We start from the raw sequence: 17,589 nt of genomic DNA on the forward strand, positions 1-17,589 counted from the left end.
CATGCGAGAGTAGGGAACTGCCAGGCATCAAATAAAGCAATAGCCCTGACCTCACGGTCAGGGTTTTTTGCGTTATGGGGCAGGAGAAATTATTCGGCCCAGAGTCAGGATCATGCGTACAGGGACCGGGGAATTGCGCTCAGGATCAGGGTTACTGCATTCAGGCCCCGCTCGCGGTCATGACTGTTACGTGCTGGCCTGTAAATCAGCCCGTAACCTTCACTCAGTACCGGCAGAACGGCGCTGCTTTTCCCGCCACTGAGCAATAAAATCCACCACGGTATCCACCGCATTCAGATCCAGCACTGGCACCCGGCACTCCAGGTTGATGTCGCCAGCAACAGCAATAACGTGCTCATCCAGCCCGTCAGGGAAGGGTTTTCCCGTCTCATGCCGGTAAAGCACTATCTTCGGCACTGCTTCGCCTTTAAAGCCTTCGATTAGAATCAAATCAAGCTTGCTCTCATCCATTCTGCTGGCCAGATAGTGCAGATCCAGCGTGTCAGCCGCTGACGTTTCGGTCATTAGCGCCCAGCGCTGTTGACTGGCGACTATTACCTGATCGGCACCAGCTTTACGTAGCTCGTAACTGTCTTTCCCCGGCTTATCAATTTCCATGTCGTGATGGGTATGTTTAATCAGCCCGCAGCGGATACCCCGCTCTGAAAGCAGTGGGATCAGCTGCTTCAACAGCGTCGTTTTTCCTGTGCCGCTGGCCGCGACAATAGCTAACAGGGGGATCACAATGCTTCACCCTTACCCAGAAGATCGCTGGGGTAGTTAATATTTGCGAAAGCGGCAGGGCAGCTATCGAAAGAGACAGCATGGCCGCCTGCCTGCTTAAGAAATAGCATGACTCGCCGTTCTCCGGCTGCAAGAAATGAAGCAAGATCCCCAGCTAAACCGACGTTTACCAGCGCCAGCGTCGGATGATCGCGATCGCCACTGCGCGCCCATACGGCAGGTGCATCCTTTTTCTCCTGCCACAGGCGTGCAACTAAGTCGTCAGGAAGCTCTGGCGTATCACAGGGCGCAAAAACGGCCCAGTCTTCAGCGATATTTTGTAATGCTGCAAGCATGCCTGCCAGCGGCCCGGGAAAGCCCGACAGGGTATCTGCGAATACCGGAACACCACTCTGCTGATAAATAGAAATATTACGGTTTGCACTGATGCAAAGCTGGCTTACCTGGGGAGAAAGCCGCCCTAACACATGCTGATAAAGTGGTTTACCCCGCCACGGGATGAGACCTTTATCTTCACCGCCCATACGGCTTCCCTGGCCGCCAGCAAGAATTACGCCAGTGACGGGTAGGAGGGAGATCGTGGACATAAAACTTACACCCTCTTTTAATGTGGGTTTAACCCTGCTAACGTAGCAGAATTGACCTTTTAACAGGAACAACAGCATGAAATGCCATCGTCTGAACGAACTAATTTCACTGCTTCAGCCAGCCTGGCAGCAGGAACCCGATCTGAATTTAGTGCAATTTTTGCAGAAAATCGCGGATGAAGCGGGTTTTACTCAGCCTATTGGCGACATTACCGATGACGTTCTAATCTATCATCTTAAAATGCGCGGCACGGATAAAGATGAAGCTATCCCCGGTCTGAAAAAAGATTATGAGGAAGACTTTAAAACCGCTTTGCTGCGTGCCCGCGGCGTGATTAAAGATTAAATCACCATTTACCGTCATGCTGCCTGTTTGATGATATTCTTTATCGCTAATTCATTTGCGATAACCTGTGAGTATGTCGGATGAAAGGACCTGCCTTTAACTTTCAAAACCTGGATCCTGATACCATTCTGGATGCGCTGTGGCAAACCGGAATTCGGGTAGAGTCAGGGCTTACTGCCCTGAACAGCTATGAAAATCGGGTCTACCAGTTCTCCGATGAGGACCGGAAACGCTACGTCGTTAAGTTCTATCGCCCTGAGAGGTGGTCAGATCAACAGATCGGCGAAGAGCACCAGTTTACCACCGAGCTGCTTAATGATGAGGTGCCCGTCGCGGCTCCGCTGCTTCTTCAGGGGACGACCCTTCATCAGCATCAGGGCTACCGTTACGCGGTTTTCCCCAGCCTGGGAGGACGGCAGTACGAAACGGATAACTATGACCAGCTGGAGTGGGTAGGACGCTTTTTGGGTCGAATCCACCAGACGGCCAGAAAGAAGACCTTCACCGTGCGGCCGACCCTGGGTCTGAAAGAGTATATCGAAGAGCCCCTGGCCGTTCTAGAACAGAGCCGTCTGATCCCGGCAAAGCTCAAAGAGCCTTTATTAGCCAGCGTCAGGCTTATCGGCACAACTTTACATAATTACTGGCATACTCAATGGCAGCCGATGCGCCTGCATGGCGATTGCCATCCGGGTAATATCCTCTGGCGCGACGGTCCGCTGTTTGTCGATTTGGATGATGCGCGCAATGGCCCCGCCATTCAGGATCTCTGGATGCTGATCAACGGTGATGTTAAGGAGCAGCGTATCCAGTGGGATATTTTACTGGAGGCTTACAGTGAATTCAGCGAGTTCGACTCACATGAATTGTCACTGATTGAGCCTTTACGCGCCATGAGGATGGTTTATTATCTGGCATGGGTGGTCCGCCGTTGGGAGGATCCCGCATTTCCTGCAAGTTTTCCGTGGATGACGGACGAGGATTTCTGGCGCAGGCAGATCGCTATTTTTAATCAACAGGCAAAGCTGTTGCAGGAACCCCCGCTGCAGCTTGTACCTACTTTTCAGGGTTGATGGCCCTTTTGCTGTTAGGAGAGAATTTTCCAATGAAAAAGATTTGGTTTGCGCTGGTCGGCATGATGCTGGCAATGAGTGCATCGGCTGCGCAGTTCACCGATGGTCAACAGTATGTAACAATACAGAAGCCCGTTACCGGCGAACCTCAGGTTATGGAGTTCTTCTCCTTCTTTTGTCCTCACTGCTATGAATTCGAACACGTCTGGCACGTTAGCGATGCGGTGAAGAAAAACCTGCCCGCTAACACGAAAGTGACTAAATACCACGTGGATTTCCTGGGTGGAGACATGGGCAAAACCCTGACCCAGGCATGGGCGGTGGCGATGGCGCTGGGTGTTGAAGATAAAGTGACTGCCCCTATTTTTGAAGGCATCCAGAAAACCCAAACCATTACCGACCCGGCCAGTCTGAAAGCAACCTTTGTAAAAGCGGCGGGTATTAAGCCAGAAGATTACGATGCGGCGTGGAACAGCTTCGTGGTGAAATCGCTTGTTGCGCAGCAGCAAAAAGCGGCTGCTGACGTCGATCTGCGCGGTGTGCCAGCGATGTTTGTTAACGGAAAATACATGGTGAACAACGGCGGTCTGGATACCAGCTCAATGGACAATTACGTTCAGCAATATGCTAACGTTGTGAAATTCCTGCTGACCCAGAAGTAACCTGCTTTTGACCACGCCAGCCTGCGGCTGGCGTGGTTACCTTCCCCATCCGGCTGAAAATCCTGTTCTTAATTTGCTTCTCCCATTTCTGCCGATCCGTTGGATCCGATCGCGTCACATTGATCGGGGCATAAATAATATCCACACTGAATTAATTTCGGATGGGATAAAGCAAATCCTAAGGTAACCTACTAACTTCATGTAATAAAAAGTAATTTTAACCTCCCACGATATCATATTCTGGCTGTTGCATTACGTTTGCAAATTTACGCACAAACTTATCCACAGTTTGTTATTGGGAAGCTATTCGCATAACCCATCTTTAAGGGACGATTCACCCCCGAGTTATTTCATCTTTTATACTCAGCTGTGGCATCCTTACCACATTGATAAAACCAACGAAGAACGCAAAAAACCTATGGCACAAATTGCAGAAAACCCGCTTATTCTGGTAGATGGCTCTTCTTACCTTTACCGTGCTTATCATGCCTTCCCTCCACTGACCAACAGTGCGGGTGAACCCACGGGCGCAATGTACGGTGTCCTGAATATGTTGCGCAGTCTGCTGCTGCAATATAAGCCTGACCATGTCGCCGTAGTTTTTGATGCCAAAGGCAAAACGTTTCGTGATGAGCTTTTTGAAGATTACAAATCTCATCGGCCACCCATGCCGGACGATCTTCGTGCGCAAATAGAACCCTTGCACAACATGGTAAGGGCAATGGGGCTGCCGCTGCTGGCCGTATCGGGCGTAGAGGCCGATGACGTCATCGGGACGCTGGCGCTGGAAGCCGGGAAAATAGGTAAGCCAGTATTGATCAGCACCGGCGACAAAGACATGGCACAGCTGGTGACACCTGATATCACGCTGATCAACACCATGAATAACGCCATTCTCGGTCCAGACGAAGTGGTGGAAAAGTTCGGCGTTCCTCCTTCACTGATTATCGACTTTCTTGCCCTGATGGGCGACTCCTCAGACAATATTCCGGGTGTTCCCGGAGTGGGTGAAAAGACCGCGCAGGCGCTGCTTCAGGGCCTGGGGGGGATAAAAGACATTTATGCCAACCTTGATAAGGTCGCTACACTGACCTTCAGGGGCGCTAAGACCATGTCGGCGAAGCTTGAGCAAAGCAAAGAGCTGGCTTTTCTGTCTTATCAGCTGGCGACGATCAAAACCGATGTGCAGCTGGACGTAACCTGTGAGCAGCTCACGGTTAATGAGCCTGATGCAGAAACGCTGCTTGGCCTGTTCCGTCACTATGAGTTCAAGCGCTGGATAACCGATCTGGAAGAGGGCAAATGGCTACAGGGAAGGAAAGGCTCGCCAGCAGGACAGAAAGCGCCGGTAGAAGCAGTGGCTGAGAGCAGCACCAGTGAGGTCGCCAGCGTGCTGTCATCCGATGGCTACGTGACTATTCTGGATGAAGAAACCTTTGAAGCCTGGTTTAAAAAACTACAGGACAGTTCACTGTTCTCATTCGACCTTGAAACGGATTCACTCGACACGCTGAGTGCAAATATTGTCGGACTCTCATTTGCAGTTGCGCCGGGTGAAGCGGCCTACCTGCCGGTAGCGCATGACTACCTTGATGCGCCCGTTCAGCTTGACCGTGACAGCGTCCTGGCACGTCTTAAACCCCTGCTGGAAGATAACAAGGCGTTTAAGGTTGGGCAGAACCTGAAGTATGACCGCGGCGTGCTGAAGAATTACGACATTGAACTTCAGGGCATCAGGTTTGACACCATGCTGGAGTCCTACGCGCTCAACAGCGTAGGGGGGCGGCACGATATGGATACGCTGGCCACCCGCTGGTTAAGCCATAAAACGGTCACCTTTGAGGAGATCGCCGGAAAGGGCAAAAAACAGCTGACCTTTAATCAAATCGCCCTGGAACAGGCCGCCCACTATGCCGCTGAAGATGCAGACGTTACGCTTCAGCTGCATCTTAAAATGTGGCCGGAGCTGGAAAAAGAAGCGGGTCCCAAACAGGTTTTTGAAGAGATCGAGATGCCGCTGGTTACGGTTATTTCACGCATCGAGCGCAACGGGGTTTTCATTGACCAGGGTATTCTGGCGAAGCATTCGATTGAGCTTACCGAGCGCCTGGCCGGACTGGAGCAAAAAGCGCATGAGCTGGCAGGTGAGCCGTTTAATCTCTCATCACCAAAGCAGCTGCAAACTATTTTGTTTGAGAAGCAGGGGATTAAGCCCACGAAAAAAACGCCGGGCGGCGCTCCCTCTACCAGCGAGGAAGTCCTTGCCGAGCTGGCGCTTGATTACCCCCTGCCGAAGGTGATCCTGGAACATCGTGGCCTGTCCAAACTGAAGTCAACCTACACCGATAAACTGCCGTTGATGATCAACCCGATAACCGGACGTGTCCATACGTCGTACCATCAGGCCGTTACGGCGACCGGACGTCTCTCATCGACCGATCCTAACCTGCAAAATATTCCGGTACGTAACGACGAAGGGCGTCGTATTCGTCAGGCGTTTATTGCCTCTGAGGGCTGTAAAATTGTTGCCGCCGACTATTCGCAGATTGAGCTGCGTATCATGGCGCATCTGTCTCAGGATAAAGGCCTGCTGAGTGCCTTTGCCGATGGGCAGGATATCCACCGTGCCACGGCGGCGGAGGTCTTTGGCATGGCGCTTGATAAAGTGACCGGAGAGCAGCGCCGCAGCGCTAAGGCAATAAACTTTGGTTTGATCTACGGCATGAGCGCATTCGGCCTCTCCCGCCAGCTCAATATTGGCGCAGGCGAAGCAAAGAAATATATGGATCTCTACTTCGAGCGTTATCCTGGCGTGCTGGAATACATGGAAAATACCCGTCAGCAGGCAGCCGCGAAGGGCTATGTCTCTACGCTGGACGGTCGCCCTCTCTATTTGCCTGATATCAACGCCAGCAATGCGATACGCCGCAAGGCCGCAGAGCGTGCGGCAATCAATGCGCCCATGCAGGGAACCGCCGCCGATATTATCAAGAAAGCGATGATCGCCGTGGATGGCTGGCTGACGCCACAGTCCATGCCGGAGGTGAAGATGATTATGCAGGTACACGATGAACTGGTTTTTGAGGTTAAAACCTCCGAGGTCGAGGCTGCATCAGCGAAGATCCGCGAGCTGATGGAAAATAGCATGACGCTTGACGTTCCGCTGCGTGTGGATGTTGGCGTAGGTGATAACTGGGATCAGGCCCATTAATTACCAGAGTAAAAGAGAGTAAGGTGCAGACGCGGGCTTTTAGCCCGTCGTAAGCCTTTGCATGGCTGCCCCGGGGGGCCGACAGAAGTCATTTTGTTGGCCTCACGCAGAATCCATAAGAATTTCGTGTAGTTGGAAGCGACAGCGGATGATAATTCCCTTTTTTGCTCAGAATTTCACCTAACCATCTATGCTGTAAGCATTTTTTCCGTAAGTTAGCTACAAGTCGAGCGGGATTATGTGAGCTGGGTTGGATAAAGCAGGGTAATTTCTGGAAGTTAACTACAAAAAACCCTTTTTAGGCCCGAAAAAATCATGTAGAGTTTGAGTCGTAGGGTACAGAGGTAAGATGTTCTATCTTTCAGACCTTTTACTTCACGTAATCGGATTTGGCTGAATATTAGCCGCCCCAGTCAGTTATGACTGGGGCGTTTTTTATTGGGCGACGTTCAAAAGCGCGTTACTGCGGATCGTTAAGATTCTCGTCTTCAACAGCAGGGGGGATATCGGTAAACCAGCTATCCAGCTTCTGGCTTAGCTTGTCCACGCCAATTCTCTTAAGCGAAGAGAAAACTTCGACCTGAATATCACCCACAAAGCCTTTAGCTTCTTCACGCACCAGATTGAGCTGAGCTTTACGCGCGCCCGAGGCCAGTTTATCTGCCTTGGTTAGCAGAACCAGTACCTGAATACCGCTCTGAACGGCCCACTTAATCATTTGCTGATCCAGGTCCTTAAGCGGATGACGGATATCCATCAGTACCACCAGGCCCTTCAGACATTCGCGTCTGTGCAGATATTCTGACAGGGCTTGCTGCCACTTCAGCTTTACCTCCTCAGGGACTTCCGCATAACCATAGCCCGGTAAATCGACCAGGCGGTAGCCTTCTGCAACCTGGAAAAGGTTGATCAGCTGGGTACGGCCAGGCGTTTTACTGGTACGGGCCAGCGATTTCTGGTTGGTCAGCGTGTTAAGCGCGCTGGACTTGCCCGCATTAGAACGGCCTGCAAATGCCACTTCGATTCCGCTGTCGGAGGGAAGATGACGGATATCAGGGGCGCTGGTGACAAAATGAGTGAGATGATAATTCCAGCCAGACAAAATAAAACTCCAGGAATAAATGTGCAATTGCGCTGAGTATACCCTGTATAGAATCAAAGCGCCCAGCTCACCGCAGTCAGGTCCATCCTTTGTAAGAGATTTGCTACAGATTATGTCAGCCTTTATCGTTTCCAGTTAAATGGGAAAAATGCAAAAAATGCTATTAAACAACGCATTAGTTTAATTTCGAATTATCGGCACCAAAATAGTTACGCTGGCTGACTTGAGAGTTTGTCTTAATGGTCTACAGTATTGGTCAGAACCTGGAGGGTTCACTTCAGGACGAAGCGCTCAGGGTAGGCAGGATGCTGCTGAGCAGGGATGGAAAGGCGTTGTGGATAATGCCACAAAATGGAACGGAACACGTCCGGGACGGATGAAACGGCAAAGGAAAACCGGGATGTTGTATGCCCAAAAGGATGCTGACTCAGTCAGTCCTTCTGCGGAAGGTGCGAAAAAAGGCGACAGGGAGACCTGCCGCCTTTTTTCTTTGTCTGCTTTCTGCTAGATTTCGCCGCAATTCTATACTGAATATAAAAAGTCTGAGAGCAGAAATCATGAAGCAACCTGCACGTAAACCCCAGGATAAAAAACCAGCAGCAAAAAGCCCGCGTAAACCCCGCGTTGACCTCAATGCTGAAGCGCGCGATCGCAAGCGTGACAAGAAGCAACGCGGCAATCCTACCGGCAGTCGCGCTAATCCTCTCGCCCAGGCCCAAAAAAGTAGCACTGACAACAAAAGCAAAGATCCGCGTATCGGCAGCAAAAAGCCCGTTGCCCTGGGCGCGGCTTCCGCTGCGACCAAACCCGCGAAGCCCGCTAAAGTGGCTAAACCGGTGCAGGAAGAGAAGAAATCCCGTCTGACGCCGGAAGAAGAGCTGGCAGGACTGGAAAATAACGAACGCCTTGACGCGCTTCTGGACAGGCTGGAAAACGGGGAAAGCCTGTCAGCAGAGGATCAGGCCTGGCTGGATCAGTCCCTGGATCGTATCGACGTGCTGATGGAGCAGCTGGGTATCGCACTGGATGACGATGCGGATGAGGATAAAGAAGCCGAAGAAGACATGTACCGTTTGCTGAAGGGCGGTAAGTAGTTACTCCGGACAACATCAGGCTGAACGGCAGCACCACCGGCGGGTGCTGCCGTTTTAAAAGGTTTCTCTGCTAATGAATTGGCCTGGATCAATTTTTGCGTTAATTCTGTTCTGCTGGCTGGCCTGGGCATTGGTTAAACTACGCCGTCTGTCGCGGCTGAAAAACCGGCTGCGCAGAAAGGCCGTTCGTTCGCTTCCGGGTCATCCTCCTGTTATCCGACGATCGGCAACCCGACGCCGACGCAGGAGTGAATACCGTGATCCAGACGATTGAATGGGATCTGAATCTGATTCAGAAGTACAACATCTCTGGTCCCCGCTATACCTCTTACCCCACCGCGCTGGAATTTCATCAGGATTATACCGAAGCAGCCTTTTTGCAGGCGGCTCAGCGTTATCCGGATCGCCCGCTTTCACTGTATGTTCATATCCCTTTCTGCCATCGGCTGTGCTATTTCTGCGGCTGCAACAAAGTCGTGACGCGACAGCAGCATAAGGCCGACCGCTATCTGGACGCGCTTGAGGTGGAGATCAACGCCCGCGCACCGCTGTTTCGCGAGCGCACCGTCACGCAGATGCACTGGGGCGGCGGTACGCCAACATATCTTAGTAAGACTCAAATTACCCGACTGATCGATCTGCTAAAAAAGCAGTTCCGCTTTAGCGAACAGGCGGAGCTGTCGATTGAGGTTGATCCCCGTGAAATTGAGCTGGACGTATTGGACCACCTGCGGGCTGCGGGATTTAACCGTCTCAGCATGGGAGTGCAGGACTTCAACAAAGCCGTGCAGGAAAAGGTGAATCGGATACAGAGCGAAGAGGTCATTTTTTCCCTCGTCGAACGTGCCCGCCGGCTGGGATTCACCTCCACTAACCTCGACTTAATCTACGGTTTGCCGCTGCAAACCGCAGAGAGCTTTGCCTTTACGCTTAAGAAGGTGGCCGCGCTCGCGCCTGACCGGCTCAGCGTATTTAACTATGCGCATATGCCGACGCTGTTTGCCGCCCAGCGTAAGATTAAAGAAGCCGATCTCCCGGATGCGCAGCAAAAGCTCGATATTCTGCAGCAGTCCATTGCCACTCTGACCGACGCGGGATACCAGTTTATTGGTATGGACCATTTTGCACGCCCGGATGATGAACTCGCCGTGGCCCAGCGTGAAGGGCGGCTGCATCGCAACTTTCAGGGCTACACGACGCAGGGTGAAAGCGACTTACTGGGAATGGGGGTTTCGGCCATCAGTATGCTGGGCGACAGCTATGCGCAGAATCATAAAGAACTTAAGGTCTGGTATGCGGCCATTGACGAACAGCACACGGCGCTTTGGCGGGGACTGAAGCTTACAGAGGATGATTGCCTGCGACGTGACGTGATTAAGGCGCTGATCTGCAATTTTTCGCTGAATTTTGCCGATTTCGACACGCGGGATCGCACCTTTAGCGACTATTTCGCTGCGGATCTGCAACGCCTGGCGCCTCTGATACACGATGGGCTGGTGGACAGGGACGAGAAGGGCCTTCAGGTGACCGCTAAGGGCCGTTTGCTGATAAGGAATATCTGTATGTGTTTTGACAGTCATCTTCATCAGAAGGCACACAGGCAGCAATTTTCGCGGGTGATTTGAATCGGGATGGATGAAACGGCCCGCCATCACAGTGATTGTGATGGCGGGCCATTTTTATGACCGATCATTTGGGGATGGAACAGGCGCGGGGGAAGATTTGCGCTTATTCCATGCCAAGCTCTTTCAGCTTGCGGGTCAGGGTATTTCGGCCCCAGCCCAGCAGACGGGCTGCTTCCTGTTTGTGTCCCTGCGTGTGGCGCAGTGCGGTCGTCAGCAGCGTACGCTCCAGTTCAGGCTGCGCCTCTGACAGCAGGTTTTGATGACCGGAACGCAGCGCCCGGTCAGCCCACTGTGCCAGCAGCGTCGCCCAGCTGTCCGGCAGCGACTGCACCGGACTGTCGGGAGAGGCGGTTTCAAACAGTTCGGAAGGCAGATCCTGAATCAGCACCTCCTGGCCCGCCGCCATTACTGTTAACCAGCGGCAGGTGTTTTCCAGCTGGCGCACGTTGCCCGACCAGTGCAGGCGGGTCAGCGCCGTCTCGGTTTCAGGATGGAGTATTTTGGCCTCTACGCCCAGCTCGCGCGCTGCCTCCTGCAGAAAATACCCTGCCAGCCGGGGAATATCCTCGCGTCTTTCCCGTAGCGGAGGCAGATGGACGCGGATAACGTTAAGACGATGAAACAGATCCTCGCGGAATTTACCTTCCTGCACCCGGAGTTCAAGGTTCTGGTGAGTCGCGGCAATAATTCGCACGTCCACCTTCACCGGCGCATAGCCCCCTACGCGGTAAAACTGTCCGTCGGCCAGTACGCGCAGCAGTCGGGTCTGCACATCCAGCGGCATATCACCGATTTCGTCAAGGAAGAGCGTGCCGCCATCGGCCTGCTCAAAACGCCCCTGTCGAATCTGATTGGCACCGGTAAAGGCCCCTTTTTCATGGCCGAACAGCTCCGATTCAATCAGATCCTTTGGGATGGCGGCCATATTCAGGGCGATAAAGGGAGCTTTGGCGCGCGGGCTGTGTCGGTGCAGCGCATGGGCTACCAGCTCTTTACCCGTTCCGGATTCACCGTTAATCAGCACGCTGATTGAGGAGCGTGAAAGCCGGCCAATAATGCGAAAGACATCCTGCATCGCTGGCGCTTCACCGATAATATCGGTGGTGGGGCCACTGACCGGCTGATTTCTCGGCTGCTGCTGCTCCTGATAATGGCTAATCGCGCGTTCAACCAGAGCAACCGCCTCGTCGATATCAAAGGGCTTCGGCAGGTAATCAAATGCGCCCTGCTGATAGGCGCTGACGGCCGCATCCAGATCGGAATGCGCGGTCATTATGATGACCGGGAGCATGGGGTGGCGCTGTTTTATCTGCTTCAGCAGCGCCAGGCCGTCCATACCCGGCATACGGATATCTGAAAGTAAAACGTCCGGCGTTTTGGAGGCAAGGGCATCAAGCACCTTGTCACCGCTGTCGAAAGAGACGCAGCTTAACCCGGCTCCCGTGAGTGCGCGTTCAAGCACCCAGCGGATGGAGCTATCATCATCGACGATCCAGACTATCCCTCGTTGCATAGAAACCTCTACTTCCGAATAGGCAGAAAAACAGAAAATTCTGTGTGGCCAGGCCAGCTGTTAAATTCTATTTTTCCTGAATGTTGGTCGATCAGACTTCGCGCTATCGACAGGCCCAAACCGGTACCCCCTTCACGTCCGCTGACCATGGGATAAAACAGCGTGTCCTGTAACTGTGCCGGAATGCCCGGGCCATCATCTTCAATATCGATACGCGCCACCAGCCGATAACGAACACCGTGCAGCGTGAGCTGAAAGGCAGTGCGGGTGCGCAGGGTAATGGTGCCGCCTTCTTCGCCCAGAGCCTGAAAGGCATTACGCACGATATTCAGAAGGACCTGTTCTATCTGATCGGGGTCATGTGGCAGTTCAGGCAGGCTGGGATCGTAATCCCGCACCAGCGTGACGTTATCCGGCAGTTCCATCGACACCAGGTTGACGATTCGCTCAACCACCTGATGAATACTTTGCTTAATGTGCATACCTGGCTGCTGCGGGCCGAGCAGGCGATCGACCAGATTACGCAGGCGATCGGCCTGTTCAATAATGACCCGGGTATACTCCGTAAGCGACGGGTCGGGCAGCGCTTTCGCCAGCAGCTGTGCCGCGCCACGCAGCCCACCCAGCGGATTCTTTATCTCATGGGCGAGACCCCGTACTAAATCCCGGGCGGCAACCTGCTGGGCATGTTGGATCTGTTCCTGGCTGAGGCGACGCTGATTATCCATCGGCGCCATTTCCAGCAGGATTAGCCCTTCGGGAAGGCGCTGCGCGGTGAGTGACATAACGTGCGCGCGGCTATCGACCACCAGCGTGACTTCGCTGTCGGTAAAACCCTGACCTGCATTCAGGCTCTCGTGCATAACGTCAATATTGAGTGAAAAATACCCCATCAGTTCCGGCAGCGGTGTACCAAATAGCTTGCGGGAACTCTGCGCCAGCAGCTGCTGTGCCGCAGGATTGGCGTAATGAACGACCAGTTCGCTATCGACCAGCAAAATACTGTTGATCAGCGAATTGAGAATTTGCCCAGCATCGGGCTGCGTGCCTGTTGCCATGCATAAACTCCTGCACTGTTTTAGTGCATTATAGTCAGTGAAGCCGGTAAACGTCTGCCCGGGCGGTGAATTCGCGGAGAAAAAAGCCCATCCGGAGATGGGCTATAATTTCCACGGAATACTTCCGGTTGCTGCCCTGTTGCGCCAGAAAGACTACGCCGGGCTTACCGCGACATTACACGCTGTAGTAGAGTTCAAACTCAACCGGGTGTGGTGTCATACGAACGCGGTCCATTTCAGCCTTACGCAGGTCAATATAGGCGTCGATAGTTTCATCAGTAAACACGCCACCGCGCGTCAGGAACTCACGATCTTCATTTAGCGCGTTAAGCGCCTCTTCCAGCGAACCCGCTACTTTCGGGATTTCAGCTTCTTCTTCCGGCGGCAGGTCATACAGGTTTTTGTCCATCGCGTCGCCAGGATGGATCTTGTTGATGATGCCGTCCAGGCCAGCCATCAGCAGGGCAGAGAAGCACAGGTATGGGTTAGCCGCCGGGTCAGGGAAGCGCGCTTCAATACGACGCGCTTTCGGGCTGGCAACCACCGGGATACGGATTGAAGCAGAACGGTTACGGGCAGAGTACGCCAGCATAACAGGTGCTTCGTAACCCGGGACCAGACGCTTGTAGGAGTTGGTGGTCGGGTTAGAGAGGGCGTTAATGGCTTTAGCGTGCTTAATAACGCCGCCGATGTAGAACAGGGCAGTTTCAGACAGGCCGCCGTATTTGTCGCCTGCGAACAGGTTGTTACCGCCTTTGGAGAGAGACATATGGCAGTGCATGCCTGAGCCGTTATCACCAAAGATAGGCTTTGGCATAAAGGTCGCCGTTTTGCCGTAGGCGTGGGCAACGTTGTGAACGACATATTTGTAGATCTGAATTTCATCGGCTTTCTTGGTCATGGTATTGAAGCGGGTAGCCACTTCGTTCTGACCCGCCGTCGCCACTTCGTGGTGATGCGCTTCCACAACCAGACCCATCTGCTCCATGGTCAGACACATGGCAGAACGAATATCCTGCGAGGAGTCGACCGGTGGAACCGGGAAATAGCCGCCTTTCAGACCAGGGCGGTGGCCTTTGTTACCGCCTTCGTACTCTTTGCCGGTGTTCCATGCCGCTTCGATATCGTCGATAGCCACGTGAGAGCCGGAGGTGGTCGCGCCGAAGCGGACGTCGTCAAACAGGAAGAACTCTGGCTCCGGGCCAAACAGCACGGTATCGGCAATGCCGGATGAACGGAGGAAGTCTTCCGCACGCTTGGCAATGGAGCGCGGATCGCGGTCATAACCCTGCATAGTGCCAGGCTCAAGGATATCGCAGCGGATAATCAGCGTGGAATCTTCAAAGAAAGGATCAAGGACCGCGGTGGTCGCATCAGGCATCAGCACCATGTCTGATTCGTTAATGCCTTTCCAGCCGCCAATCGAGGAGCCGTCAAACATCTTGCCTTCCTCGAAGAAGTCAGCATTAACCTGATGAGCAGGAATGGTGACGTGCTGCTCTTTACCCTTGGTGTCGGTAAAGCGCAGATCGACAAATTTGACTTCATGCTCGTTCATCATCGAAAGGACGTGTTCAGCGGACATACATAACTCTCCTGGATTTGGTCATTGTCGTTATGGTAGAGAACTCTGCGGCGAACTTTGCTTATATGGCACAGTCGTCCGATACTAAGATCTCTGACAAGCTATCAACCGTTATGGAAATGGGCATTTATCGCTTACTGAATTAAAGCGAAATCTATGCCAACTTTATTATTTGCCCCAAAAAGCGCTATGATGCGCGCTCTCGCTTAATGAGAGCTGCACCATGATGGAAGTCGCGCACCATTATGGTGCCAATCGGTGCGCTGTGCGCACTAATTTGGTGCATTTTTTCGATGGAGTGCATTTCTTGCACTGTAAATGGCTACAAAAGCAATCCTGACAGTTATCTTTAATTGAAATTTGTGATCCTGTTCAGTCCTTCGATTAATCCGTGTACAATAGCGCGCTATTTCTAATGCCTGAGGCAAAGCTGTGATCGAAAATTTGCGTAACATCGCCATTATTGCCCACGTTGACCATGGTAAAACTACCCTGGTTGATAAATTGCTACAGCAGTCCGGTACCTTTGATGCCCGTACTGAAGCAACCGAACGCGTAATGGACTCCAACGATTTGGAGAAAGAGCGTGGGATTACCATCCTCGCAAAAAACACCGCCATTAATTGGAATGACTACCGCATCAACATCGTGGATACCCCAGGACACGCCGACTTCGGCGGTGAGGTTGAGCGTGTGATGTCAATGGTCGACTCGGTGCTGCTGGTTGTGGATGCAATGGATGGCCCTATGCCGCAAACCCGCTTCGTGACCAAAAAAGCCTTTGCTAATGGTCTGAAGCCGATCGTGGTCATCAACAAAGTTGACCGTCCTGGCGCACGTCCAGACTGGGTTGTGGATCAGGTATTTGACCTGTTCGTAAACCTGGATGCGACTGACGAGCAGCTCGACTTCCCGGTTATCTATGCTTCTGCCCTGAACGGTATCGCGGGTCTTGACCATAACGATATGGCAGAAGACATGACCCCGCTGTATCAGGCCATCGTGGATCACGTCTCACCTCCACAGGTTGAGATGGATGCGCCATTCCAGATGCAGATTTCCCAGCTGGACTATAACAACTACGTTGGCGTTATCGGCATTGGCCGTATCAAGCGCGGCAAAGTGAAGCCCAACCAGCAGGTGACCCTCGTTGATAGCGAAGGTAAAACCCGCAACGGTAAAGTGGGTAAAGTTCTGACGCATATGGGTCTTGAGCGTATCGAAGCGACCGAAGCGGAAGCGGGCGATATCATCGCCATCACCGGTCTGGGCGAGCTGAACATCTCTGATACCATCTGCGATCCGCAGAGCGTTGAAGCGCTGCCAGCCCTGAGCGTTGACGAACCTACCGTGACCATGTACTTCAACGTCAACACCTCACCGTTCTGTGGTAAAGAAGGCAAGTACGTGACTTCACGTCAGATCCTTGACCGTCTGAACAAAGAGCTGGTGCACAACGTGGCGCTGCGTGTTGAAGAGACCGAAGACTCCGACGCCTTCCGCGTTTCGGGTCGTGGTGAACTTCACCTGTCCGTTCTGATTGAAAACATGCGTCGTGAAGGCTTCGAAATCGCCGTTTCACGTCCTAAAGTAATCAATCGTAAAATCGATGGCCGCATGCAGGAGCCGTTTGAGAACGTGACGCTGGACATCGAAGAACAGCACCAGGGTTCTGTGATGCAGGCAATGGGCGAGCGTAAGGGTGATGTTAAAGACATGATCCCAGACGGCAAAGGCCGTATTCGTCTCGATTACCTGATCCCGGCGCGTGGCCTGATCGGCTTCCGTACCGAGTTCATGACCATGACCTCCGGTACCGGTCTGCTGTATTCAACCTTCAGCCACTACGACGACGTTCGTCCGGGTGAAATCGGCCAGCGCCAGAACGGCGTGCTGATCTCTAACGGCCAGGGTAAAGCAGTGGCGTTCGCCCTGTTCAGCCTGCAGGATCGCGGTAAGCTGTTCCTGGGTCACGGTGCAGAAGTTTATGAAGGCCAGATCATCGGTATTCACAGCCGTTCTAACGACCTGACCGTAAACTGCCTGACCGGTAAGAAGCTGACCAACATGCGTGCTTCCGGTACTGACGAAGCGACTACGCTGGTTCCGGCTATCAAGATGTCTCTGGAGCAGGCTCTGGAATTCATTGATGATGACGAACTGGTCGAAGTGACGCCTGCGTCCGTCCGTATTCGTAAACGTCACCTGACTGAAAACGATCGTAAACGCGCAAGCCGCGGTCCTAAAGAGTCTTAATCCCTCGTTAGTGACTGTATCTGAAGGCCGGATCTCCTCCGGCCTTTATTCTTCATGCCCATTTTCAAACCCCATTCCTGTTCAGTCTCCCCTTTTACCGCTAGAGTGAATAGCTCACCGGCACACAAGGAGATGACCATGCTGTATATCTTTGACTTAGGTAACGTCATTGTTGATATTGATTTCAACCGGGTTCTTGGCGTCTGGAGCGATCTGGGCCGCGTTCCGCTGGCCACGCTGCAAAGCCGTTTTACCCTGGGTGAAAGCTTCCAGCGCCACGAGCGGGGAGAAATCAGCGACGAAGATTTTGCTACACAAGTCTGTGACGAACTTGGCCTGGCGTTGGGATTCGAACAATTCGCCGCAGGCTGGCAGGCCGTTTTCGTTAGCGTCCGCCCTGAAGTGGTCCAGCTGATGAACACGCTTCGCGCACGCGGCGAGCGGGTGGTTATCCTCTCCAATACCAACCGCCTGCATACCGAGTTCTGGCCCGAGGAGTTTCCTGAGGTCAAAAGCGCGGCGGACAGGATCTATCTTTCCCAGGATATGGGAATGCGCAAGCCTGAGGCGCGGATTTATCAGCAGGTATTACAGGAAGAGGGCGTCACGGCCGATCGGGCTGTCTTTTTTGACGATAACGCAGACAATATTGCAGCGGCTCGCGCGCTGGGCATTCATAGCGTGCAGGTGACCGATGCCAACGTTGTTCCTGCCTTTTTCGCCGATCGCTTTT

The 17,589-nt window shown here is 53.0% G+C and carries 13 protein-coding genes and 1 pseudogene; 8 read left to right on the plus strand and 6 right to left on the minus strand.

Going from position 1 to position 17,589, the window contains the following annotated elements; all coding sequences use genetic code 11:
- Positions 1 to 219: 219 nt before the first annotated feature.
- The gene (gene mobB / locus A1830_RS17345) at positions 220 to 744 is read right to left on the minus strand and encodes a molybdopterin-guanine dinucleotide biosynthesis protein MobB (RefSeq protein WP_067709188.1); all 525 of its coding nucleotides are present in this window, start codon (positions 742 to 744) and stop codon (positions 220 to 222) included.
- Complete coding sequence (gene mobA, locus A1830_RS17350) at positions 741 to 1,322, minus strand: molybdenum cofactor guanylyltransferase MobA (RefSeq protein ID WP_067709445.1); 582 nt, start codon at positions 1,320 to 1,322, stop codon at positions 741 to 743. The genes mobB and mobA overlap by 4 nt, the downstream gene beginning before the upstream one ends.
- An 85-nt stretch (positions 1,323 to 1,407) precedes the next feature.
- Between mobA and A1830_RS17355 the strand changes: the two genes are divergently transcribed.
- From A1830_RS17355 to polA, 4 genes are all read left to right on the plus strand, one after another.
- On the plus strand, positions 1,408 to 1,677 hold the full coding sequence (locus A1830_RS17355) for a YihD family protein (RefSeq protein ID WP_067709190.1): 270 nt from the start codon (positions 1,408 to 1,410) through the stop codon (positions 1,675 to 1,677).
- 80 nt (positions 1,678 to 1,757) lie between these two features.
- On the plus strand, positions 1,758 to 2,750 hold the full coding sequence (locus A1830_RS17360) for a serine/threonine protein kinase (protein WP_067709192.1): 993 nt from the start codon (positions 1,758 to 1,760) through the stop codon (positions 2,748 to 2,750).
- 32 nt (positions 2,751 to 2,782) lie between these two features.
- Positions 2,783 to 3,412: a thiol:disulfide interchange protein DsbA gene (gene dsbA / locus A1830_RS17365; RefSeq protein WP_067709195.1), complete on the plus strand. Its 630-nt coding sequence runs from the start codon at positions 2,783 to 2,785 to the stop codon at positions 3,410 to 3,412.
- A 418-nt stretch (positions 3,413 to 3,830) separates the two neighbouring features.
- On the plus strand, positions 3,831 to 6,623 hold the full coding sequence (polA, locus tag A1830_RS17370; protein ID WP_067709197.1) for a DNA polymerase I: 2,793 nt from the start codon (positions 3,831 to 3,833) through the stop codon (positions 6,621 to 6,623).
- Between the two features lie 460 nt (positions 6,624 to 7,083).
- Here polA and yihA read toward each other — a convergent pair whose 3' ends face one another.
- Positions 7,084 to 7,725: a ribosome biogenesis GTP-binding protein YihA/YsxC gene (yihA, locus tag A1830_RS17375; RefSeq protein ID WP_067709200.1), complete on the minus strand. Its 642-nt coding sequence runs from the start codon at positions 7,723 to 7,725 to the stop codon at positions 7,084 to 7,086.
- A gap of 557 nt (positions 7,726 to 8,282) precedes the next feature.
- On the opposite strand from yihA, the gene yihI reads away from it, so the two are divergent.
- Entirely contained in the window at positions 8,283 to 8,819 is a 537-nt protein-coding gene (gene yihI / locus A1830_RS17380) for a Der GTPase-activating protein YihI (RefSeq protein ID WP_067709202.1), read from the plus strand.
- Between the two features lie 257 nt (positions 8,820 to 9,076).
- The gene (hemN, locus tag A1830_RS17385) at positions 9,077 to 10,444 is read left to right on the plus strand and encodes an oxygen-independent coproporphyrinogen III oxidase (RefSeq protein ID WP_067709204.1); all 1,368 of its coding nucleotides are present in this window, start codon (positions 9,077 to 9,079) and stop codon (positions 10,442 to 10,444) included.
- A gap of 103 nt (positions 10,445 to 10,547) precedes the next feature.
- On the opposite strand, the gene glnG is transcribed toward hemN, so the two are convergent.
- From glnG to glnA, 3 genes are all read right to left on the minus strand, one after another.
- On the minus strand, positions 10,548 to 11,957 hold the full coding sequence (gene glnG / locus A1830_RS17390) for a nitrogen regulation protein NR(I) (RefSeq protein ID WP_067709206.1): 1,410 nt from the start codon (positions 11,955 to 11,957) through the stop codon (positions 10,548 to 10,550).
- Between the two features lie 8 nt (positions 11,958 to 11,965).
- Entirely contained in the window at positions 11,966 to 13,015 is a 1,050-nt protein-coding gene (glnL, locus tag A1830_RS17395; RefSeq protein ID WP_067709208.1) for a nitrogen regulation protein NR(II), read from the minus strand.
- A 175-nt stretch (positions 13,016 to 13,190) separates the two neighbouring features.
- Complete coding sequence (glnA, locus tag A1830_RS17400) at positions 13,191 to 14,600, minus strand: glutamate--ammonia ligase (RefSeq protein WP_067709211.1); 1,410 nt, start codon at positions 14,598 to 14,600, stop codon at positions 13,191 to 13,193.
- A 432-nt stretch (positions 14,601 to 15,032) separates the two neighbouring features.
- On the opposite strand from glnA, the gene typA reads away from it, so the two are divergent.
- The gene (gene typA, locus A1830_RS17405) at positions 15,033 to 16,856 is read left to right on the plus strand and encodes a ribosome-dependent GTPase TypA (protein WP_067709213.1); all 1,824 of its coding nucleotides are present in this window, start codon (positions 15,033 to 15,035) and stop codon (positions 16,854 to 16,856) included.
- 138 nt (positions 16,857 to 16,994) lie between these two features.
- A pseudogene (gene yihX / locus A1830_RS17410) lies at positions 16,995 to 17,585 on the plus strand (glucose-1-phosphatase); the annotation flags it as partial.
- Positions 17,586 to 17,589 lie beyond the last annotated feature (4 nt).

This window comes from Erwinia sp. ErVv1, from assembly GCF_900068895.1.
In the GTDB taxonomy this organism is placed as follows: Bacteria; Pseudomonadota; Gammaproteobacteria; order Enterobacterales; family Enterobacteriaceae; genus Erwinia.